At 73.9% G+C, this 21,104-nt stretch carries 15 protein-coding genes; 9 read left to right on the plus strand and 6 right to left on the minus strand.

Going from position 1 to position 21,104, the window contains the following annotated elements:
• Positions 1 to 73 precede the first annotated feature (73 nt).
• Positions 74 to 1,396: an acetamidase/formamidase family protein gene (locus tag ACOJVX_RS09810; protein WP_422647446.1), complete on the minus strand. Its 1,323-nt coding sequence runs from the start codon at positions 1,394 to 1,396 to the stop codon at positions 74 to 76.
• Between the two features lie 493 nt (positions 1,397 to 1,889).
• Here ACOJVX_RS09810 and ACOJVX_RS09815 point away from each other — a divergent pair, with 493 nt between their 5' ends.
• Positions 1,890 to 3,815: an FAD-dependent oxidoreductase gene (locus ACOJVX_RS09815; RefSeq protein WP_422647447.1), complete on the plus strand. Its 1,926-nt coding sequence runs from the start codon at positions 1,890 to 1,892 to the stop codon at positions 3,813 to 3,815.
• Here the strand turns inward: ACOJVX_RS09815 and ACOJVX_RS09820 are convergent.
• The 3 genes from ACOJVX_RS09820 to ACOJVX_RS09830 all read right to left on the minus strand — a co-directional run bounded on the left by ACOJVX_RS09820 (position 3,778) and on the right by ACOJVX_RS09830 (position 6,711).
• Positions 3,778 to 4,809 (minus strand): Acg family FMN-binding oxidoreductase, encoded by a 1,032-nt coding sequence (locus tag ACOJVX_RS09820; protein WP_422647448.1) that lies wholly within the window; start codon positions 4,807 to 4,809, stop codon positions 3,778 to 3,780. The genes ACOJVX_RS09815 and ACOJVX_RS09820 overlap by 38 nt on opposite strands.
• A 246-nt stretch (positions 4,810 to 5,055) precedes the next feature.
• On the minus strand, positions 5,056 to 5,715 hold the full coding sequence (locus ACOJVX_RS09825) for a response regulator (protein ID WP_418153198.1): 660 nt from the start codon (positions 5,713 to 5,715) through the stop codon (positions 5,056 to 5,058).
• A gap of 723 nt (positions 5,716 to 6,438) precedes the next feature.
• Entirely contained in the window at positions 6,439 to 6,711 is a 273-nt protein-coding gene (locus tag ACOJVX_RS09830; protein WP_026420512.1) for a DUF1876 domain-containing protein, read from the minus strand.
• A gap of 511 nt (positions 6,712 to 7,222) precedes the next feature.
• Here ACOJVX_RS09830 and ACOJVX_RS09835 point away from each other — a divergent pair.
• Positions 7,223 to 8,134 (plus strand): universal stress protein, encoded by a 912-nt coding sequence (locus ACOJVX_RS09835; RefSeq protein WP_103055409.1) that lies wholly within the window; start codon positions 7,223 to 7,225, stop codon positions 8,132 to 8,134.
• A 544-nt stretch (positions 8,135 to 8,678) separates the two neighbouring features.
• On the opposite strand, the gene ACOJVX_RS09840 is transcribed toward ACOJVX_RS09835, so the two are convergent.
• Both ACOJVX_RS09840 and ACOJVX_RS09845 read right to left on the minus strand, forming a co-directional pair.
• Positions 8,679 to 8,957, minus strand: coding sequence for an SHOCT domain-containing protein (locus tag ACOJVX_RS09840; RefSeq protein ID WP_026420510.1), 279 nt, complete (start codon positions 8,955 to 8,957; stop codon positions 8,679 to 8,681).
• Between the two features lie 49 nt (positions 8,958 to 9,006).
• On the minus strand, positions 9,007 to 10,005 hold the full coding sequence (locus ACOJVX_RS09845) for an Acg family FMN-binding oxidoreductase (RefSeq protein WP_418153264.1): 999 nt from the start codon (positions 10,003 to 10,005) through the stop codon (positions 9,007 to 9,009).
• Between the two features lie 988 nt (positions 10,006 to 10,993).
• Here ACOJVX_RS09845 and ACOJVX_RS09850 point away from each other — a divergent pair.
• From ACOJVX_RS09850 to ACOJVX_RS09880, 7 genes are all read left to right on the plus strand, one after another.
• The gene (locus tag ACOJVX_RS09850) at positions 10,994 to 13,402 is read left to right on the plus strand and encodes an HAD-IC family P-type ATPase (protein WP_422647449.1); all 2,409 of its coding nucleotides are present in this window, start codon (positions 10,994 to 10,996) and stop codon (positions 13,400 to 13,402) included.
• 409 nt (positions 13,403 to 13,811) lie between these two features.
• Positions 13,812 to 14,885, plus strand: a complete 1,074-nt coding sequence (locus tag ACOJVX_RS09855) for a hypothetical protein (protein WP_418153201.1) — start codon at positions 13,812 to 13,814, stop codon at positions 14,883 to 14,885.
• Between the two features lie 520 nt (positions 14,886 to 15,405).
• The gene (locus ACOJVX_RS09860) at positions 15,406 to 16,881 is read left to right on the plus strand and encodes a sugar ABC transporter ATP-binding protein (RefSeq protein WP_418153202.1); all 1,476 of its coding nucleotides are present in this window, start codon (positions 15,406 to 15,408) and stop codon (positions 16,879 to 16,881) included.
• On the plus strand, positions 16,878 to 17,894 hold the full coding sequence (locus ACOJVX_RS09865; RefSeq protein WP_422647450.1) for an ABC transporter permease: 1,017 nt from the start codon (positions 16,878 to 16,880) through the stop codon (positions 17,892 to 17,894). The genes ACOJVX_RS09860 and ACOJVX_RS09865 overlap by 4 nt, the downstream gene beginning before the upstream one ends.
• Positions 17,891 to 18,919, plus strand: coding sequence for an ABC transporter permease (locus ACOJVX_RS09870; RefSeq protein WP_026420505.1), 1,029 nt, complete (start codon positions 17,891 to 17,893; stop codon positions 18,917 to 18,919). Before ACOJVX_RS09865 ends, ACOJVX_RS09870 begins: the two co-directional genes overlap by 4 nt.
• Positions 18,916 to 20,103 (plus strand): substrate-binding domain-containing protein, encoded by a 1,188-nt coding sequence (locus ACOJVX_RS09875; protein WP_026420504.1) that lies wholly within the window; start codon positions 18,916 to 18,918, stop codon positions 20,101 to 20,103. Before ACOJVX_RS09870 ends, ACOJVX_RS09875 begins: the two co-directional genes overlap by 4 nt.
• 66 nt (positions 20,104 to 20,169) lie before the next feature.
• Entirely contained in the window at positions 20,170 to 21,033 is an 864-nt protein-coding gene (locus ACOJVX_RS09880; protein ID WP_418153204.1) for a sugar phosphate isomerase/epimerase family protein, read from the plus strand.
• The last annotated feature ends 71 nt before the right edge of the window (positions 21,034 to 21,104 follow it).

Here is a 21,104-nt window from a genome sequence, read left to right on the forward strand (position 1 = left end):
GCGGCCCCGGTGCGACCCGGAGGCGCGGCGTGCCCGGCGCCCGCCCACGGGAGCGGCGGTTGGGGCGCCGGGGTCAGGCGAAGTCGGCCTTGCGGATCAACCCGTGGATGCCCGTGGTGCGGTCCACCACCTGCGAGACCGCGAAGTCCGCCGCCGCGCTCAGGTAGGCGTAGGCGACCGGTCCCTCCATCCCCAACTCCTCGGTCAGGAACGCCATCGCGTGGCGGACCGCGGTGCGCATCGCCGCGTCCAACCCACCCTCGGTGCCCTCACCATCGCTGAGCCCGATCGGGATCCAGTGCTCCGGCGTCTCGGCGAAGGGATAGGTGAACGCCGTGCGCGGCGCGTCCCCACCGGGCGGGACGGCCGTCAACCGGACCGTCGCCCGCAGGGATCCCTCCATCGCCGTCAGCGCGACCTCCCCGTCGCCCTGCGCCATGTGCGGGTCGCCGGTGTAGAACAGGCCACCGTCCACCCGGACCGGCAGGTACAGGGTGCTGCCCACCCCCAACCGGCGGATGTCGATGTTGCCCCCGGCGTCGGTCGGTGGCACCGAGTCGACCACCTCGGAGGTGTCCCGGGCCACGCCCATCACCCCGAGGAACGGCGCCAGTGGGAAGCGGTTCCGCACCGGGCCGGGCAGCGTGCCCACCAGCCGCCGCCCGTCCCACTCCGCACGGGCGAAGACGCTGATCTCCCCGCCCGGGTTCACGTACTCCGACAACGCCGGATCCCCCACCCAGGCCTCTGGGTACTCGCCGGGCAACGCACCCCGCCCGTGGCGGTTGGACACGACCCCGTACGGGACCCGTAACCGCAGATCCACCACGTCCACCCGGAGCACACTGCCCGGCACGGCGCCGCGCACCGCGACCGGCCCGGTGATGATGTGCGGGCCGGGCCCGTCGTGCGGTGTCTCCCTGGCGATCCGGATCGCGTCCCACAGCACGTCCCGGGCGCGGACGCCGAAACCGCCGAAGTAGCCCCTCGGGTCCCGGCCCTGGTCCTCCAGCAGTCCTTCGTGGGACACCGTGTCCAGGGTGACCAGCGATCCCGAGTCGACGGTGGCCACCGGCCGGGTGGTCCGGTTCGGCAGCCGGCCCCACGTCACCGATCCGGCGTCGGCCGGCACGTAGGTCCCCCGGTGCCGCCCGCCGGGCTGCACCACCGCCAGGTCCTCCGGGCTGCCCGGGCTGCCCGAGGTTCCCGGGGCGGCCAGCGCGCCCCCGGTGCCGACGACCAGGGTTCCCCCGGCGGCCAGTCCGGCGGTGGCCAGGACGAAACCCCGCCGGCCCAGCCCGGACCGCAGGGTGCGTGCCGCCTCCGCGCCCCTCCCGTGACCCTGTGCACCTCGGCCCCCGATCGGGGTGTCGCCGTCGTTCGCGCGCCGCGTCATGGCTGACTGGCTCCCTTCGTCGACGGGGAGCCAGCGGGCTCCCCCGGAAGGGCATGGCACCAACCGCGCATGTCGTCCGTGTTGCCCTGATCGCACCACCCCGTGTCGACTGCCCGCCCGGGGATGTCCACCACGTTGCCGAGGTGCCGGGCGCACGCCCATCCCAGGCCGCACACCCGCGTCGCCGAGCTCGGCGACGCCGCCACCAGGGGGAACGCCACCGGAGATCCGTCGGAGCGGGAGTTGACGGGAACGTCGTCCCCCCGACCCCGTCGTGGCCGGTTCGTGACCCCGCACCACCCCGAGCCGACCGAACGGCCCCCAGCGCTGCCGCCGGCGGGGCAGCACCCGTTCCGCTCCGCCTCGGGCGGGAGGACCGCGACCCGAGGGGTGACGGAGAAAACCCACGACCTGGCAACCCGAGGATCACCCGGCCGACACGTCCCACTCGGACGCTGCTGCCCAACCGGCGAGAAAGGGGAGGGATGGCGCGATGCGATCCGAGGTGACCAGGCGGGACCTGCTGCGGACCATCGGTGCGACCGGCGGGGCGGGAGTCCTGTTCGAGACGATGACGGCCCTGGGCCTGGCCCCGGACCACGCGGACCGGCACGGCCCCGACTTCCACCCCCCACGACGAGCCGAGGTGGCCGGCGACGACATGCCCACCGTGCTGGTGATCGGTGCGGGAGTGGCCGGGCTGACCGCCGCCTACGAACTCGGCAAGGCCGGCTACGACTGCCGGGTCCTGGAGGCCAGGCACCGCTCCGGAGGCCGGAACCTGACGGTGCGGGGCGGCGACGAGGAACGCGACCTCGACGGCCGGACCCACCGCGCCGAGTTCGCCGACGGCCAGTACATGAACGCCGGCCCCGGCCGGATCGCCCAGTCCATGGTGACCCTCGACTACTGCCGTGAGCTCGGCGTGCCCGTCGAACCGTTCGCCAACCAGAACGCCAACGCCTACGTGCACCGGGAGAACGGGGCCGGCCGGGGAACGGCCGTCCGCTTCCGCACCGCGAAGGCCGACGTCTACGGCTACGTGGCCGAACTGCTGGCCAAGGCCACCGACCAGGGCGCGCTGGACGACGTGCTCACCGCCGAGGACCGGGAACGGGTGCTGTCCTTCCTGGAGGGCTTCGGCGCGATCGGCGGCCGCGCCGACGGCTGGGCCTACCGGGGTGGCAGCCGGCGGGGCTACGCGGAGGAACCCGGCGCCGGGGAACGCCCGGGAGTGGTGCTGGGTCCGCCGCCCACGCTGTCGGAGGTGTTCGCCAGCCAGGTCGGCAGGGCCTTCTCCTTCGAGTTCGGTGTCGACCAGGCGATGATGATGTTCCAACCGGTGGGTGGCATGGACGCCATCGTCACCGCCCTCGAACGGGCCGTGGGCGCCCACCGCGTCACCCACCGCGCGGAAGTGCGCGCGCTGACCACCGGCGCCGACGGGGTGCGGGTGGTCTACCGGGACGCCCGGGGACGTGACCAGGTCGCGACCGCCGACTACTGCGTGGCCACCCTGCCGCCCCGACTGCTGGCCCGGCTCGACCACAACCTCGGCCCCGAGGTGTCCGCCGCGCTCGCCCAGCCCCGGCCCACCGCCTCGGGCAAGATCGGCCTGGAGTACCAGGGCCGGTGGTGGGAGCAGGAGGAGCGCCTCTACGGCGGCATCACCCAGACCGACCTCGACATCACCCAGATCTGGTATCCGTCGCATGGCCACCACGAGGCTCGGGGGGTGCTCATCGGCTACTACGTGAGCGGGCAGCGCGCCGTCGAGTTCGGGCGGCTCTCCCCGGCAGAACGCCTGTCCCGGGCGGTGCGGGCCGGCTCGCGCATCCACGGCGCCCGCTACCGGCGCGGCCTGACCTCCTCGTTCTCCATCGCATGGGAACGCACCCCCCCACATCGAGGAGGGCTGGGCGTCCTGGCCCTCGCGGTCCTCCGGGCACTACGCGCTGCTCACCCGACCCGCCGGCCGCGTCCACTTCGCCGGGGACTGGTTGAGCTACCTCGTCGCCTGGCAGGCCGGGGCGTTCCTCTCCGCACGGGACGCGGTGACGAACCTGCACCAGCAGGCCCGCGCCACGTGAGCCCGGCCGGCCCGGGAGCGCAGGGGACCCGGACGGTGGGTGAGCGCGGCAGGCAGGAGGTGCGGGGTGAGCCGAAGCCGTCCCGTCCTCCGCCGGCCCGGGGCTGGCGCGGTGCGTGCGGTCGCCGAACCCCGCGCTCACCCCGCCCACGTGGTCGACCCCTACCCACCCGACACCGCGAGGAAGCCGAACCCGGCACCACGAAGCCGACCGGCGCCGGGCCGGGCCGGGGGCGCATCCCTCCGGCACCGGCGGTCGGCGCGCACCCCGGGCGCCTACCGACCGACGGCCTCAACCGGGCTCCGCCACCGGGGGCAGACCACGGGTGACCTCCCGCACCGCCCGGCGGGGCGTGGGCAACCCCGGGTAGCCGTACCCGATCCGCAGCACCGTCTGCGGGTACCCGCGCGAGCCGACCAACCTGTCCAGCTCCCGCTTGACCGAGCCCACCTCCATCGGTTGGGAGACGAAGGAGGTGCTCAACCCGGCCGCTGTCGCGGCCAACAGCACCCGCTGCATGGCGTGGCCCCCGACCAGTTGGGCGCGCTGGTCGTCCTCGTCGGTGAGCACCACGCCCAGCAGCGGCACCCGCTCGTAGGCGCGCGGGGGTCGGTGCCCTGGGCCGTACCGCCGGACCGCCACCAGGCCCTCCTCCAGGGGCGGTGGCCCGCTCGCCCGGGACGGGACCCCGTCGCTGACGCTGGCCACCCCCGTCGTCCAGCGCCGCAGCTCCGCCATGAACGCGTCGTCGTCGCGCTGCGCGGCCTCGGCGCTCCTGATCATCCGCGCCAGGTCGGCGAACCGCGTCGGCTCCTCGAGGAAGTCCAACACGCCGCTCTCCAACTGGGCGGCCCTGCGCAGCGCGTGCCGCAACGGTTCCGGCGGCTGCTCCTCGGCGAAGGGCCGCCGGTTGGTGTGCCGGCGTGGGATCGCCGACGCCAGCGCCCGTTCCTCACCGGAGGGGCGGTGCGCGCCGGCCAGCCGCACCACCCCGAGCAGGTCAGGAGCGCTCCGGTCGGGCAGCAGTTCGGTGACGGCGGCGATGCCCCGGGCCCGCGCCTCCAGCCGCAGGTTGAACAGGGCGGCCCCGCAGGCCAACCGCGCCTCCCTGCCCTCCGGATCGGCCACCCCGAGCAGCCGGGACCGGTCCAGGCGCAGCGCGATGCCGTTCCCGCGCACCTCGAACCGCCAGGGTTGCGTGTTGTGGGGTGACGGTGCCCGCGTCGCCGCCGTGACCAGCAGCTCGGCGAGAGCTCCCATCCCCTCCGCGTCGCGTGCCTGTCCCGACGTGCCGGTCACCGTCGTCGTTCTCGTCGTGCTCATCAGTCTGTCCTCGCGCCCAGCCCGCGCGGTGATCGGACACCGCCCTTGTGCACATCCTCTGCTGGCCGGCGGCCGTCGGACAGGGACCGTGGACCGGTCCCGGTGGGACCTAGGGCCCGAGGCGGACGCACCACCGGGGCGGGGGCCGCCGATCGGCTGGCCGGTTCGGTGCCCGTCACGCCGACCCTGCCGGGGAGGCCGGTGGCGCCCGTGACGGATCGTGGACCGGCGACGTCCGGCGCCGGCTCAGCGGTGCGGCCGGCGGGCCGTCGCCTGCCTCGTCGCGTAGACGGCGGCCTCGGTCCGGCGGGCGAACCCCAGCTTGTGCAGCAACGACGACACGTAGTTCTTCACCGTCTTCTCCGCCAGGTTCAACCGACGACCGATCTGCCGGTTGGTCAGCCCGGTGGCCACCAGGTCCAGGATCCGTTCCTCCTGCGGGCTCAGATCGGGGTACCGGGGGTCGCGCCGTTCCTCGCCCTGCCGCAACCGGGCCAACACCAGGTTGGTGACCTTGGCGTCGAGCAGGGACTCCCCGGCCGCGACCGCACGCACCGCGTCGACCAGGCCGCTCCCGCTGATGCGTTTGAGCAGGTACCCGGCCGCGCCCGCCATGATCGCGGCGAACACCGCCTCGTCGTCCGCGTCGTCGGAGGCCAGCATCAGGCAGGCGGGCGGCGGGTCCACCGTCCGGCGGATCTCCCGGCACACCGACACGCCGTCCCGGTCGGGGAGCCGGACGTCCAGGATCGCCACGTCGGGCCGGAGCGCCGGGATGCGCGCGAGGGCGTGCGCGGCGTCGGCCGCCTCGCCCACCACGTCCATGTCGGGCTCGGCGTCCAGGAGCTGGGTGATGCCCCGTCGCACGATCTCGTGGTCGTCGACGATGAACACGGAGACCGCCACCGTGACCTCCCGGCGTGACCACGACGCCCGCCCCTCGGCGGACGACGTCAACTCCGGACCGGTGCCCCGGACTCGTCAGGGCCCCTGTCCCTGCCCCTTCGACGGTAGTCCTTCCGGGGGACCTTCGCCGGTCGCACCCGGGCCGTTCGGCGGCGACCCCGAGGGGCCGACGGGACCTCGTGCCCGGGCCGGAGTGGGCGGGGCATCCGGATCTTGTGGGCGCTTCGCGGTGGCCGTGCGGTGCGGTTGGAGCTGGGGTACGGCGGCCGGGCGACCTGCGGGCTGCCGGCCGCGCGTGGCCGGCAGCCCGGGGCGGGATCCGCCCCGGAAGCGCCCTCGCGTGCCCCTGAGGCCAGGCTCCACTGGCGATCCCGAGGGGAACGACGACCACCGTTCCCCACGCCGACGAGAACGCCAGTCGGGACACGGCGGACGCGGTGTCGCCAGTGGGGCACCCCAGCCGTTGACCTCCCAGCAGCGGAGACCGCCCTCGAACGCCATCCCCGACCGGGGTCGCGCTCAAGGGTGAACGAAAACAGGAGGTGGTGGCCCGCCGCCGTTCCGTTCGCGGCGGATCCACCCGCCGATGTTCCTCCTCGGATCGCTTCTCCTCGTCGGCCGCGACGGCCGCGAGGAGGCGGACGGGCCCTGCCCGCCGGTCGGTCAACGCCCCGGGAATCCCCGGGGTTCACACCCGTGCCTGGCCCGCCTTCGCGGCACTCGTCACACCCGCACGAAGGCGGGCTCGCGCGTCATCGACTCGATGTCGGTCGCCGTGATCCGGGCCAACTGGCGGGACAGGTCGGCCAGCGCGCGGGCTACCGCCAGCTCGTCGCCGATCTGGGGCACGTTGTCGTCCGACACGTTGCAGCGCGCCCGTCCCGCACCGATGAGCGGCGGCTGCGCCTCCGTCGTGTACAGGCGTGCCTCGGCGTGCGTCTCCCGCCCCTCCTCGACCACGGAGACTTCGATGTTCCAGCGCTTGACGTACTCCATGACGGCCTCCTCTCCCCGCTGGGATGCCGCCAGCATCCCGCCGCCGGCAGGCGCGGAGCAGGGTCGAAGGTCCCGCCGACCGCCCGCCGGGCAACCGGGTCGCGGAGGGCCCCGCGCCTCGGCACGAGGACAAGCCCGGAGGCAGGCGGCGGGAGGCCGGCCGAACGCTCGGCCTCCCGCCGCCCCCAGGGCGCCGCGCGACGCCCCCGACCCGCCGACCGGAGGTGGGCCGGCGGCACGCGGCGCAGCGGACCCGGCCCGCCTCGGACCGGCCCGTCGAGCCTGGCAGGCCCCGAGGCTGCTCCTTCGGAGGGGAGACGGAGGTCCCCTCCTCACGGGTCGGAAGTCCCGAGCGAGCGGACCGCCCGCCTCGTACCGTCGAACCCGGAGACGGTGGCACGGACGCGGGCGGGGCGATACCGCCGGCACGGGTAGCCCGCCGGTGGGCTCGGCGAGCTCACCCCCGATCCCGCCTCCGACGTGGAACCGGGCGGACCCTGGGGAGGACGCGATGACCACCACAGTCGGCCACCACATCGTGGTCGGGGTTGACGGCTCCGACGCGGCGCTGAACGCGACCCGGTGGGCGGCGGAGGAGGCGCGGGAACGCCGGGTCCCCCTGGTGCTCGCGCACGCCTACCTCCCGCTGTTCGTCACCTACCCCGGAGTGGTCACCACCCCCGAGTCGGTGGACGCGATCATCCAGTCCCAACGCGACGATGTCGCCCAGTACCTGAACCGGGCCACTGAGGTCGCCACCGAGGTCGCCCCGAACGTCGACATCCGGCCGGAGACCCGGATGGAGGGGCCGGTCCCCGCGTTGATCGCGTTGTCCCGGCAGGCCCAGCTGGTGGTCCTCGGCTCCCGGGGGCGTGGCGGTTTCTCCAGCCTGCTGGTCGGGTCGGCGGCCACCGCGCTCGCGGCCCACGGGCACAGCCCGATCGCCGTGATCCGGGGCCGGACCCCCACCGAACCTCCGCCCGAGACGGGTCCCATCGTCGTCGGGGTCGACGGTTCCCCCACCAGCGAACGCGCCATCGCCCTCGCTTTCGACGAGGCCGCGTTCCGGGGCGCGGACCTGCTCGCGGTGCACACCTGGATCGACGCGGCCTTCGAGAGCGACTTCGAACTCACCAGGAACATGGTCGACTGGCAGGCGGTGGAGGCCGCCGAGGAGCTGGTGCTGGCCGAACGGCTCGCCGGCTGGCAGGAGCGGTACCCGGACGTCCGGGTCCAACGCATGGTGGTGCGGGACCGGCCCGGCCCGGGCCTGCTGAGCCAGGCCGAACGCGCCAGGATGATCATCGTGGGCAGCCGGGGCCGGGGAGGCTTCACCGGCATGCTGTTGGGGTCCACCAGCCGCACCCTGCTGCACCACGCGTCCTGCCCGGTCATCATCGCGCGGCCGGAGGACCAGTCCTGACCCACCCGCGCCCGCCCAGGAGGAGGCCGACAAGCTGGGGAAGCGCGCGGAGGCATCGTGCGGGTCCGGAGCTCTCGGGGGCCGGCGAACCTCAACCCCACCGGCGCGGCCGCGACGCCGCCCAGCGCCCGGGAGGGCCCCGCGTCCTCGGTACACGGGCAGTGAGGCCGGGCGCGGGGACCGCGGCTCACGAACGCGCTCAGGCCCCATGAAGCGCCGCTTCGTGGCCTCCAGCTCTCGCGGACTCCCTGTGCTCTCGCGGACTCCCTGGGGGAGCGGCGGCATTCCTGGGGCAGCGACCGGTGATCATGATCAGCTTCCACCCAACGAGGTCCAGCCAGCGATGCCCCACTTCCCCCGGGGTGCCTGGGACGGCCTTCCCCTGGTGTGTGGGACGGCAGCGGGAGCACCACCCCTCGTCGGTGGTGTCGGGCGAACCGGGGTGCCCCCGCCACGGTGTCCGGCCCGGGCACCTCCCCCAACCCGAATCCCGTGGCGTCGCCGGGCACGGCGCGCCTGGTGTCGGTTACGGCGGTGCCGACGGTCAGTCGCCAGGTGAGGCGCCGTCGTCCCTGATGACGTGCCGCCGTCGCCGGTACTCCTCCTCGTTGATCTCGCCCCGGGCGAAGCGCTCGTCGAGGATCCGCCTGGCGCTCTCCAGGCCGGTCTCGCGCATCGTGCCGTCCGCCCGGTGCGCGCCCGAGGTCCCACCGGCGACGCCGCGCCGGACCAGGAACGCCGAGAGGGCGATGGCGACGATCAACAGCAGGAGGACGACGAAGAATATCCAGGGCCCTGGGCCCCAGGTCGGTCCGTAGTACATCGGGACTCCTTCCTCTGCCGCCTCGCGCGTCCACGCGGCCGGCACGGCCCTAGCGCACGGGTGCCGCGCGCTCCACGATCTCCGCGAGGGGGCGGCGCGGGGTCTCGGCCAACGGGGGAGCGTTGAGCAGTGGGCAACCCACCCGGACCACGATGTGCGGGTAGGTCTCCGCGTCCAGCACCCGTTCGCGCAGCGCGTCCCGGGTGATGGGCACTTCCAGGGCCTGGCTCAGCGGACAGCTCACCAGCCCGTGCTCGGCCGCGCACAACAGCACCGCGCTCAGGGCCTCCCCGGCGCGCAGCCACGACATCCGGTCCTCCCGCGCGCTGCCGAGGACCAGCAGGGTGCCGGCGTCCGGATCGTTCAGCTGGCGGGGCGACCTGGGCAGTTCCCCACCGGGGAACCACCGGGTCGGCACGTCGGGGTCCCCGGCGCCGGGGGCCAGGGTGTTCGCGGCCGGAACGCCCTCCACGTCGTGGGACAGGCGCCCGCTCCACGCGGCCAGTTCCGAGAGGTACGCCTCGTCGGACTCCTGCCGTTCCGCCGCCTCCCGCATCGCACTGACCAGGCGGTACCGGGTGGCCGGGTCCGTCACCGGGCGCACGGTGACCCCCTGTTCGGCGGCGCGCTCCTCCATCTCCCTGATCAGGGCCATGGGCACCTGCCACAGGTCGTACCGGCGACGGTCGCTCCGCCGCTCGGGGATGGTCGAGGCCGTGCGGCGCTCCTCCTCGGTGGGCTGGTGCGGGTGGGTGCGCACGGCGGCCAACAGCGACCCGTCGGTGGGATCGGGAAGTCGGCGCACCTCGGTCGCCCACCCGGCCGCCGCGAGGGCCACCCGGAGGTGGTGCAGGGCGGCTCCGCAGCTCATCAGGACGTCCCACCCCCGGGGGTCGGCCACCGGGAGCTGCCGGCCCCAGTCGGCGTACAGCCACACCGCACCCGGCTCCCAACGCCAACGCCACGGCTGGGTGTTGTGCACCGAGGGCGCGCGGGTCGCCTGGTCGACGGCCGACCACAGCACTTCCTCGCCAGGCCCGTCCGACATGCTCACCAGCTCCCGGAGTCGACTCGGTTCCGTCGGTCCGTCATCACGACGTTAGGCCCGTCCCGGGTGGGAGGGCAGGGACCAAAGCCCGCCTCCCCCGGCGACGAAAGCCCCGGCGGCGTCCCCAGCCATGCCCCCGTCTCCTCGGCGTATGCCGGGCGCACGGCGGGAGCGGGGACGGTCGCACCGGCCGGGCCTCCCCAGGCCGCGCGGGTGGCGCGTCGTCCCAGCCCCGAGTTCGGCGGCGGCACCGCGGGCCGGGGCGGAGGATTCGGGCCGAGCGCTCCTCGGGACCGCGTCGCCCACGAGGGCGAGGTCGAGGCCCGGCCTGGGCACGTTCGCGCGTGGTGCTCCCGCCGCCCCGGGCGGCCCTGGCCGGCTCCGTCCAACGGCGCCAGCAGCCCCGCCCGACCCCCGACCGCGCTGGTGGCGGGTCGCGGCGTCGGCGGAACACCGGCCATGAAATCCTCCTGGTCTCGGGGACACACGTCGTCGACGGGACCGCTCCAGGTCCGCGATGTCCCCGCCGACCGGTCCGGGAACCACCATGCGGCACCGACGCCGCGTCGGCGGAGCCAGGACCGAGTGAGCCTGGGGAACCACACCCTCCCCGCATGCCGACCGGTGGTGCCGTCGGCGGTCGCGCGTCGAGGCCCCGACCGGGCCGGAACCGGCCGTTGGCACCAAACCCTGGCTCTTCTCGGGGGCATCCCCGAGGAGATTCAGGGACCTGACTGACCGATGCCCAATGTGCCCACGACCCCCAACTCCTAGAGTCGTGGACACCTCGACCCAAGCGACGGAGGGACGGCCGCAGGAGCGAGCAGCGCGACCAGGACGTGGGACACCGCGCGACGAACCGTCCACCCGGTGGTGGGGGACCGGAGGACGGGAGCGGGGATCCGCGAGGGCCGGGGCACCAGGTGCCCCGGCGATGCCATTCACCCGCGACCACCCCGGGTGAGACCATCGACACGGAGAAGCACATATGTCGCTCGCTGGGGTGACCGGCAACGCGAATGACGGAACACGCGACCTGCTCGACGGCCTCACCGCCGCCGACGTCGCACAGCGGGTCGCCGCGGGACAGACCAACGACGTGCCGGCACGGGCCAGCCGGAGCGTCGCGCAGATCATCAGGGCCAACGTCCTCACCAGGATCAACGCCATCTACGCCGTGCTCTTCGTCCTGGTGATGTCCACCGGCTACTTCCTGGACGGGATCTTCGGCGTCCTGATCGTCGCCAACAGCGCGATCGGCGTGGTGCAGGAGCTCCGCGCGAAGCGGACCCTGGAGAAACTCGCCATCATCGGGCAGAGCCGGCCCCGGGTGCGCCGGGACGGCCAGTCCGCCGAGATCGCCCCGAACGAGGTCGTCCTCGACGACGTGATCGAACTGGGTGCGGGCGACCAGGTGGTGGTGGACGGGACGGTCCTCGCCGCCGAGGCCCTGGAGGTGGACGAGTCGCTGCTCACCGGCGAGTCGGACCCGGTGGTCAAGGCGCCGGGGGACCGGGTGCTCTCCGGGAGCTTCGTGGTCGCCGGGTCGGGTGTCTACACCGCGACGAAGGTCGGCCGCGACGCCTACGCCGCCCGGTTGGCGGAGGAGGCCAGCAAGTTCACGCTGGTGAAGTCGGAGCTCCGCTCGGGGATCGACAGGATCCTCAAGGTCATCACCTACCTGCTGGTGCCAGCCGGGCTGCTCACCATCTACAACCAGCTCGCCGGTGACCAGGCGTGGCCGGAGGCGATCCGGGGCATGGTCGCCGCCCTGGTGCCGATGGTGCCCGAGGGGCTCATCCTGATGACCAGCATCGCCTTCGCCGTCGGGGTGATCCGCCTGGGCCGCTACAAGTGCCTGGTGCAGGAACTGCCGGCCATCGAGGGGCTGGCCAGGGTGGACGTGGTGTGCGCCGACAAGACGGGCACGCTGACCGAGAACGGGATGCGCCTGGCCGAGGTGCGGGTGCGCAACACCGGGGAGTCCTCGGCGAACGCGGCGCGGGCGTTGGCCGCGTTGGCCGCCGCCGATCCCCGCCCGAACGCCAGCCTCCAGGCGATCGCCGAGGCGCACCCGAACGACCCGGGCTGGACGGTCACGGGCACCGCGCCCTTCTCCTCGGCGCGGAAGTGGAGCGGCGCCAGTTTCGGGGAGCACGGCAACTGGTTGTTGGGCGCCCCCGACGTCCTGCTGGCGGAGGGGAGCGTGGAAGGCGCCGAGGCCGAGTGGATCGGCGCGCGGGGTCTGCGGGTGCTGTTGCTCGCCAGGTCGGACCGACCGGTGGACGCCGAGGACGCTCCCGGCCGGGTCAGCCCGGTCGCGCTGGTCGTGTTGGAACAGCGCATCCGGCCGGACGCGAAGGACACCATCGACTACTTCCACGACCAGCGGGTCGGGATGAAGGTCATCTCCGGGGACAACGCCACCTCGGTCGGCGCCGTCGCCAGCGGCCTGGGACTTCCCGGGGCCGACCGGCCCGTGGACGCGCGGACCCTGCCCTCGGAGCCGGAACCGCTGGCCGACGCCGTGGAGGCGGGCACGGTCTTCGGCCGGGTCGACCCTGGGCAGAAGCGGGCGATGGTGGGGGCGCTCCAGTCCCGGGGCCACACGGTGGCGATGACCGGCGACGGGGTCAACGACGTGCTGGCGCTCAAGGACGCCGACATCGGGGTCGCCATGGGCTCCGGGAGCCAGGCCAGTCGTGCCGTGGCGCAGATCGTGCTGCTGGACAACAAGTTCGCGACGCTGCCCAAGGTGGTCGCGGAGGGCCGCCGGGTCATCGGCAACATCGAGCGGGTCTCGAACCTGTTCCTCACCAAGACCGTCTACTCGGTGCTGTTGGCCCTGATGATCGGCATGGCCCAGGTGCCCTACCCGTTCCTGCCCCGGCACGTCACGATCACCGCGTGGTTCACCATCGGGGTGCCGGCCTTCATCCTGTCCCTCGCGCCCAACACCGAGCGGGCGCGGTCGGGTTTCGTCGGGCGGGTCATGCGGATGGCCATTCCCGCCGGCATCGTGATCTCGGTGGCGACGTTCGTCTCCTACCTGCTCGTCTACCAGGGGCCGGGGGCCAGCCAGGTGGACCGCATCCAGGCGGGGACGACGGCGCTGATCACGTTGATCGTCATCGCGTTGTGGGTGTTGGCGATCGTGGCCAGGCCCTACTCGTGGTGGAAGGTCGGGTTGATCCTGGGCATGGCCGGCCTGTCCACGGCGATGTTCCTCATGCCCCTGACCCAGAAGTACTTCGAGCTCGACCCCAGCAACCTGGCGGGCACGGCCAAGGCCCTGCTGTGCGGGGGTGTCGGCATCCTCGTGGTGGAGGCGGTGTGGTGGGTCAACCGGTGGTGGTCGCGGCGACAGGCCGCCGTGGGTGAACCGCTGCCCGCCTAGCCGGGGTGGCTCGCCCCGGGAGCGGAGGCGGGCCGACCGTGGTGACGGGTGCGCGTCGTGGGGCGGGAACCAGGAACAGCGGTTCCCGCCCCGCCGCGTCGCGGCGGTCGGTGGTGGCCCGGGCCGGAGGCGCGCGGGGTGAGCGGTCGACGCGGCGAGGTCACCGGGGGCGGCGGTGCCCCGGGATCGTCCTGACGGGGCGGCGGCCGAGGCCGGGCCCAGCCGACGGCCTCCCCGTAGGTTCGGCGGGCACCGTCCCTTCAGTGATATGTGAAACCAATTCACTTCGTACGTGTCCAGCCACTCCAGGCCACGGGCCGCGGCCATACCCGCCGACCGTTCCCCGACCGTCGCCGGACCGACCCGCACCCGTCACCCACGGGCCACCGTCCCCACCTACGGTCCGGCCATGCGCCACGGACACCAGCACCCCACTCCCGCCCGGCTCGGCCGCCGCGCCCTTCTCGCGGCCGGCCTCGCCTCCGGCGCCCTCGCCGTCACCGCCGGAGTGGCCCGGGCGGCCCGCCCGGGCCCGGCCCGGGGCCCCCGGGACGAGGCACCCCGGGTGGTGGTCGCCACCAACGAACCGTGGGGGACCTACCACGTGGCGCCCCTGCTCGACGAGGCCCGGGCACGCGGCCTGGACCTGGTGCAGCTGGTGCCCGACCTCGACGGCGTCGCCCCGGACGACCCGGTGCCCGTGGCCACCCCCGACCAGGTCACGACGGCGGACCTGCTCGTCGTCACCGGCGCCGAGCCCTGGCCGGTGGAGTGCGTGGACCGGTTCCGCCGGCTGCCCGTCGCCGCCAGCACCCTCGCGTACCTGCGTCCGGAGGAGGCGGAAGGCGCCAACCGGGTGAGGTCCCGTATCCGGGCCGTCACCGCCTCGTCCCCGGCGGACGCCCGGTCGTTCGCCGCCCACCTGGGCACCTCCCGACGGATCGACGTCGTCGGCTCCCCGCAGACCGACTCGCTGCCCACCCGCGACCCCGAACCCGGCCTCGCGCTCGTCCTCACCAGCGTGACCCACCCCGACGAGACGGGCGGGGCGGCACCCGGCGCGCGACTGCTGCTGGAGGCGGCCAGCCGGCTGCGCGCCGCCGGCTGGCGGATCCTCGTCGGACTCCACCCCCGCGAGGACCCGGCGCTGTGGGGCGAGTACGAGATCAGCCCCGTCAGTTCCCTGGAGAGCTCGGCCAGGGCCGAGGTGGCGATCGGCATCCCCGGCACCGTCTTCCCGCTCATCGCCGCCGTCGGCACGCCCCTCGTCGGCTGCGTCGACCCGGGCCTGTCCGTCCCCGACCACCTGCGCGCGGTCTGCTCCGCGACCATCCAGGACGCCGACCGGGCGGCGTCCGAGGTGGAACGGGCGACCCCGCCCGACCCCGCCGTGCTCGCCGACGCGGTCGGCCCGGTCGGCGGCTCGGCGCGGCGGCTCCTCGACGCGTGGCAGCGGGTCGCCGCCACGTCCCGACCAGGCTGACCCCCGCGACCCGGCCCGCCCCGCACCCCCGGGGCGGGGCGGCACCACCGGCGCCGCCGCCGGGACCGGGGTGCGGCCGGCGCGGCCGGTTCGGGGCGGCGACCGGGGACGACGCCCACGCCCGCGAACCCCCTGGCGACCGGGCCCGGGACACCTCGCCCCACCGCCGGGCCGACCAGGGGAGCCGGCGGACGACGCGATGTCCCCATCCGGACACGAGCCAATCGCTCGTTCGGCGGTTCCGGTCACCCGAGGTAGCACCGGCCCGCCGGCACCACTGCACCGTCCGCCGCCCACGCCTGCCCTGGAAGGACGAGCCGGTCCGGCATATCGGTGGACGAACGGGACCACCATTCGTTCGTCTCGAATCCGAACGATACGAAAAAGGAAAACCGTTAACCCGACGAGACGCATCCGCACTTCTGTCCTGCGCCGACGAAAGCCTCTACCGTGACGGCGAGGGACGGCCTGCGGAGGTTTGGTGAATCAACGGGGAACACCACTGCTCACCGTGCGCGGAATGTCGAGGAGTTTCGTCGGAATTCGGGTGTTGACCGAGGTCGACCTCGACCTCGCCCCCGGTGAGGTGCACGCCGTCGTCGGGGAGAACGGCGCCGGGAAATCCACGCTCATGAAAGTCATCGCGGGCGTGCACCAACCCGATTCGGGGCGGTTGGAGATCGACGGCGTACCCCACCGTTTTCCCGATCCGGCCTCGGCCCGCCGCGCCGGAATCGGCATCATCCACCAGGAACTCACCCTGTTGCCCGACCGGACCGTCGCCGAGAACGTGTTCCTCGGACGCGAACCCGTCGGACGCGGCCCGCGACGGCTCCTCGTGGACCGCGCGGCGATGGTCGAACGCACCCGGGCCCTGCTCGCCGAGGTGGGAGCGGTCTCCTTCGACCCGGGCACCCTGGTGCGACGTCTCTCCGTCGCCCAACAACAGGTCGTCGAGATCGTCAAGGCCCTCGCCGGGGACGCGCGGATCCTCGTCATGGACGAGCCGACCGCCCCGCTGGCCGAACACGAGGTGGACCTCCTGTACGACCTGGTGCGGCGGCTCACCGCCCGGGGCATCGCCATCCTCTACATCTCGCACCGCATGCGGGAGATCTTCGACCTCTCCGACCGGGTGACCGTCCTCAAGGACGGCCGGGTCACCGGCACCCTGGCCACCCGCGACACCGACCGGGACGAACTCGTCCGGCTCATGGTGGGCCGCGAACTCCGCGACTACCACCCCCCGCTGGCCGCCCCCGGCGACCTCGGCGAGGTGCGGCTCGCCGTCCGGGGCGCCGGCAACGACCGGCTGCGGGACATCACCGTCGAGGTGCGGGCCGGGGAGGTGGTGGGGGTGGCCGGCCTCCAGGGATCGGGCCGCACCTCCTTCGCCCGGGCGCTGTTCGGGGCCGACCCCTTCACCACCGGGGAGATGTGGCTGGACGGGAGACCGGTGCGGCCGAACTCCCCGCGCGCCGCCATCCGCGCCGGCATCGCCCTGGTCACCGAGGACCGCAAGGGGCAGGGACTGGTGCTGCGGCAGCCGGTGCTGGACAACGCGCTGCTGGTGCTGCGGGCGGCCTTCGCCGGCCGCCGCCGGGCCGAGGTCGAGCCGGTGGAGGTCGGCGAGCTGCTCACCAGGCTCGACGTCCGGGCCGGGGCCAGCGACCGGGAGGTGCGGTTCCTCTCGGGCGGGAACCAGCAGAAGGTGGTGCTCGCCAAGTGGTTGGCGGCCCGCCCCCGGCTGCTCGTGCTCGACGAACCCACCCGGGGCGTGGACGTCGGCGCCAAGGCGGCGATCCACGAGTTCGTCCGCGACCTGGCACGGCAGGGCCTGTCGGTGGTGATGGTGTCCTCCGAGCTGCCCGAACTGATCGGCATGAGCGACCGGGTCCTGGTGTTCCGGGACGGCACGATCAGCGGGGAGCTGCCCGCGCGGCCCACCGAGGAACGGATCATGCGGTTGAGCACGGGCGCGGAGGTGGCGGCGTGACGGCCCCCTCGGTGACACCGAGCGGCCGGTCCGGTGCCTTCGTCCGACTTCGACCGCGCGGGCCGGTGGGGGTCGTCTACCTCGCCCTGGTCGGCGTCTACCTGGTCGGGTGGCTGGCGGTCGCCGCGCGGGGCGGGGACTTCGTCACGGTGGGCAACACGGTCACGATCCTGCAGAACTCGGTGGCCCTCGGGTTGGTCGCCGTCGGGCAGACCTACGTGATCCTGGCCGGGTCGCTGGACCTGTCGGTGGCCTACCTGGTCAGCCTGACCAGCCTCGTCACCGCGCAGACCATGCAGACCGCCGGTGTCGTCCCCGGCGTGCTGGCCGCCCTGGCCGTGGCCGCAGTCGTGGGACTGGCCAACGGTCTCGTCGTCACCCGGCTCGGGGTGAACGCCTTCATCGCCACCCTGGGGATGGCGCTGATCCTGCGGGGCTACCTGGAGCACAACTACACCGGACCGGCCGGTGCGGTGCCCACCTCCTTCCAGCACCTCGGCTACGACCGGCTCGGCCCGGTGCCGGTGTCGGTGTTCCTGCTGGCTGCCACGGTCGCGGTCACCTGGTTCGTGTTGCGGCGCACCCGGCTGGGGCACCACATCTACGCGGTCGGCGGCGACGAGGAGGTCGCCCGGCTGTCGGGGGTGCCCACGACCCGGACCCGGGTGACCGCCCACGTCCTGTGCGCCCTGTGCGCGGGCCTGGCCGGGGTGTTCCTGGCGAGCCGGTTGGGCGCGGGGGCGCCGTGGGCGGGCACCGAGGCGCAGTACGACCTGGTGTCCATCGCGGCCGTCGTGCTGGGCGGCACCCTGCTGGCCGGTGGCCGTGGCGGAGTGGCCGGCACGGTCGGCGGGGTCCTGATCCTCGCCACCCTGGACACCGTGTTCGACCAGCTCGCCGTCGATCCCTTCTTCAAGAACGTCGTCCGGGGCGTCGTCATCGTCGTCGCGGTCGCTCTCTACGCGCGGCGCGGCGTCGACGTCCGACGCCGCGGGATGCGGGGTGGGTCATGACGGGGACGGAGCCGGCGAGCGGCGCGGCGCACCTCCGGTGGCGGCCGGCCCCGCTGGCCGGGTTGCGGGCGGTGGCGCCGGTGCTGGTGCTGCTGGTCGCGTTGCTGGTCGCGTTGGCGGTCGTCGACCCCGGGTTCTTCGATCCGGAGCGGCTGCTGGCGTTCCTCCGGCGTTCCGCGCCGTTGGTGATCCTCGCGGCCGGGCAGTACCTGGTGATCGTCTCGGGTGGTTTCGACCTGTCGGTGGGGGCGGTGGTCACCGCCGGGGTGGTCGTGGCGGCCGAGTTGTTCAACCTGGCTCCCGGACTGCCGTGGCTGGTGGTCGTGGCCGTGCTGCTCCTCGGGGGCCTGCTGGTGGGCGTGGTCAACGGCATCGTGTCCACCGTGTTCGCCGTGCCCTCCTTCATCGCGACCCTCGGCATGATGCTGGTCCTCCAAGGGGCGGTGTTCTTCTGGACGCAGGGCGCGCCCCGGGGGTACCTGCCGGAGGACTACCGGATGCTGGGGCGCTCCGCGGTCCCCGGCGCCGAGTGGCTGCCGTGGGCGGTGGTGGTGCTGGCCGTCGTCGGCGTCGCGGCCGTGCTGTTCATGCGCTCCGACACCGGCCGAACGCTGGTCGCCACCGGTGACAACGACGTCGCCGCCGGGCTGGCCGGGGTGCGGGTCGCCCGGTTGCGGATCCTGGCGTTCGCGCTGTCCGGAGTGGCCGCCGCGGTGGCCGCGATCCTCGTCGGCGGGTTCACCGGGGTGTCCGCGCAGGCCGGTTCCGGCTACGAGTTCCAGGCGATCACCGCCGTCGTGCTGGGGGGTGTCGCCCTCGGCGGCGGCCGGGGCTCGGTGGTCGCGGCGATGGCCGGCGCCTTCTCCCTCCAGGCCCTGTTCACCCTGCTGACCCTGCTGGGGGTGTCCGGCGCGTTGGAGTCGGCCGTGCAGGGCGTCATCGTCATCACCGCCGTCGCGGTCGGGGGGATCTCCTGGTCGCGGCGGGCCACGAGGACCCATCAACCCGTCAGGGAGTCGGTATGAGAACGAGAACGAGGACGGTCGGGGTGGCGGTCGCGGCGGCCGCGCTGCTCGTCGCCGGCTGCACCAGTGACCTCCCCGACGCCGGGTCGGGTCCCACCGCCGGGGACGAGACCGGGGCGGACGCCACCGCCTCCGAGTTCTTCGACCAGGCGGAGTACGAACGGCAGCTGGCGTTGCGGGAGGCCACCCCGGACGGTCCGGCGGACCGCCCGTGGGAGCAGGCGCTGGAACCGGAGTACGTGCCCACCGAGCAGTACCAGCAGGACGGGCCGTACCACCTGTGCTTCTCCAACGCCGGCCTGTTCAACCCGTGGCGGTCCGTGGGGTGGCGGACGATGCGGGCCGAGGTGGACCTGCACCCGGAGATCGCCGAGTTCACCGTGCTCGACGCCCAGGGCCAGGACGACAAGCAGATCTCCGACATCCAGTCGTTGGCCAGCCAGGACTGCGACCTGCTCATCGTCTCCCCGAACACCACGGCCACGTTGACCCCGGCGGTGGCCGCGGCCTGCGAGCAGCTGCCGGTCATCGTGTTCGACCGGGGCGTGGACACCGACTGCCCGGTCACCTTCATCAGCCCCATCGGCGGGTACGCCTACGGCGCGGCCGGCGCCGAGTTCCTGGCGGAGGAGGTGGAACCGGGCGGCCAGGTGTTGGCGCTGCGCATCTCACCCGGCGTGGACGTGCTCGAACACCGGTGGGCGGCGGCCGAGCGGGTGTTCGAGGACAGCGACCTGGAGGTCGTCGGCGTCCAGTTCACCGAGGACGACCCGGCGACGGTGAAGAACACCGTCTCGGACTACATCCAGCGGTTCGGCGGCTTGGACGGCGTATGGATGGACGCGGGCGCGACGGCGGTGGCGGCGGTGGAGGCGTTCGAGGACGCCGGGGTGCCGGTTCCCCCGATCACGGGTGAGGACCAGCAGGACTTCCTCCAGGCCTGGGACGAGCGGGGACTGACGGCGGTCGCCCCCGGCTACCCCACCTTCCAGTGGCGGACGCCGGTGCTGGCGGCGCTGCGGGTGCTCGGCGGCCAGGAGGTCCCCGAGCAGTGGGTGCTGCCGCAGCCGGTGATCACCCAGGACACCCTCGACGACTACCTCCAACCGGACATGCCCCCGCAGCACTACGCGCTGTGCGGCTGTGAGGACCTGCCCGACTTCCCCGCCGCCTGGGGCGGGTGAGCACCCCACGCCAGGCAGTCGGGGACCCGGTGTGGTCGAGGACCGGTTCGAGACGAAGGGACGGGCATGTTCGCACTGGGCGCCAACACCTGGATCTGGGGTTCCCCGCTGGACGACGAGGCGGTGGCCACGCTGCTGCCCCGGCTGGCGGCCTGGGGTTTCGACGCGGTGGAACTCCCGGTGGAACAGCCGGGTGACTTCGACCCGGGGCGGGCCGCCGAGGTGCTCGCCGAGCACGACCTGGACTGCGCCGCGGTGATCGCGGTGATGTCCGAGGGACGTGACCTGGTCGGTGCGGGAGCCGACGTCGAGGCGACCCAGGAGTACCTCCGGCACTGCGTGGACGTGGCCGTGCGGCTCGGGTCCGGCGTGGTGGGCGGCCCGACCTACGCCCCGGTGGGTGCGGCCTGGCGGATGGACCAGGCCGAACGCGCCGACGTCTACGCGCGGCTGCGGGCCGGCCTGCGGCCCGTGCTCGACCACGCCGCGGAACGAGGCGTGGTGCTGGCCGTGGAACCGCTCAACCGGTACGAGACGAGCGTGGTCAACACCGTCGACCAGGCGCTGACCGCCCTGCGTGGTCTGCCGGAGGAGGCGGTGGGCCTGATGGTGGACACCTACCACCTCAACATCGAGGAGCGGAGCCTGGCCGGGGCGGTCCACGCCGCCGGGCACCGGATCGCCCATGTCCAGGTCTGCGCCAACGACCGGGGCACCCCGGGAGCCGACCACCTGGACTGGGCCGGGTTCCTGGGCGCGTTGCGGGACGTGGGCTACCGGGGCGCGTTGTGCGTGGAGTCGTTCACCGCGCACACCGAGTCCATCGCCAGGGCGGCCTCGGTGTGGCGGCCGTTGGCCGAGTCGCAGGACGCGCTGGCCGTGGAGGGCCTGGCGTTCCTGCGGGGCGCCCTGACCCGGCTGGGCACCTAGGCGGGGGCGGCGTCCCGGCCTCGCCGCCCGCGAGGTCGCTCACCGCCGGGAACCTGGCCGGGGAAGGGAAG

Origin of the sequence: Actinoalloteichus caeruleus (assembly GCF_049311605.1) — a bacterium.
In the GTDB taxonomy this organism is placed as follows: Bacteria; Actinomycetota; Actinomycetes; order Mycobacteriales; family Pseudonocardiaceae; genus Actinoalloteichus_B; species Actinoalloteichus_B caeruleus.

Bases quoted from the DNA above. Each gene is read 5' to 3' on its own strand.
- ACOJVX_RS09810 (WP_422647446.1), bottom strand. From the start codon at position 1,396: ATGACGCGGCGCGCGAACGACGGCGACACCCCGATCGGGGGCCGAGGT.
- ACOJVX_RS09840 (WP_026420510.1), bottom strand. From the start codon at position 8,957: ATGTACTACGGACCGACCTGGGGCCCAGGGCCCTGGATATTCTTCGTC.
- ACOJVX_RS09820 (WP_422647448.1), bottom strand. From the start codon at position 4,809: ATGAGCACGACGAGAACGACGACGGTGACCGGCACGTCGGGACAGGCA.
- ACOJVX_RS09860 (WP_418153202.1), top strand. From the start codon at position 15,406: ATGTCGAGGAGTTTCGTCGGAATTCGGGTGTTGACCGAGGTCGACCTC.
- ACOJVX_RS09855 (WP_418153201.1), top strand. From the start codon at position 13,812: ATGCGCCACGGACACCAGCACCCCACTCCCGCCCGGCTCGGCCGCCGC.
- ACOJVX_RS09830 (WP_026420512.1), bottom strand. From the start codon at position 6,711: ATGGAGTACGTCAAGCGCTGGAACATCGAAGTCTCCGTGGTCGAGGAG.
- ACOJVX_RS09815 (WP_422647447.1), top strand. From the start codon at position 1,890: ATGCGATCCGAGGTGACCAGGCGGGACCTGCTGCGGACCATCGGTGCG.
- ACOJVX_RS09850 (WP_422647449.1), top strand. From the start codon at position 10,994: ATGTCGCTCGCTGGGGTGACCGGCAACGCGAATGACGGAACACGCGAC.
- ACOJVX_RS09835 (WP_103055409.1), top strand. From the start codon at position 7,223: ATGACCACCACAGTCGGCCACCACATCGTGGTCGGGGTTGACGGCTCC.
- ACOJVX_RS09845 (WP_418153264.1), bottom strand. From the start codon at position 10,005: ATGTCGGACGGGCCTGGCGAGGAAGTGCTGTGGTCGGCCGTCGACCAG.
- ACOJVX_RS09870 (WP_026420505.1), top strand. From the start codon at position 17,891: ATGACGGGGACGGAGCCGGCGAGCGGCGCGGCGCACCTCCGGTGGCGG.
- ACOJVX_RS09875 (WP_026420504.1), top strand. From the start codon at position 18,916: ATGAGAACGAGAACGAGGACGGTCGGGGTGGCGGTCGCGGCGGCCGCG.
- ACOJVX_RS09880 (WP_418153204.1), top strand. From the start codon at position 20,170: ATGTTCGCACTGGGCGCCAACACCTGGATCTGGGGTTCCCCGCTGGAC.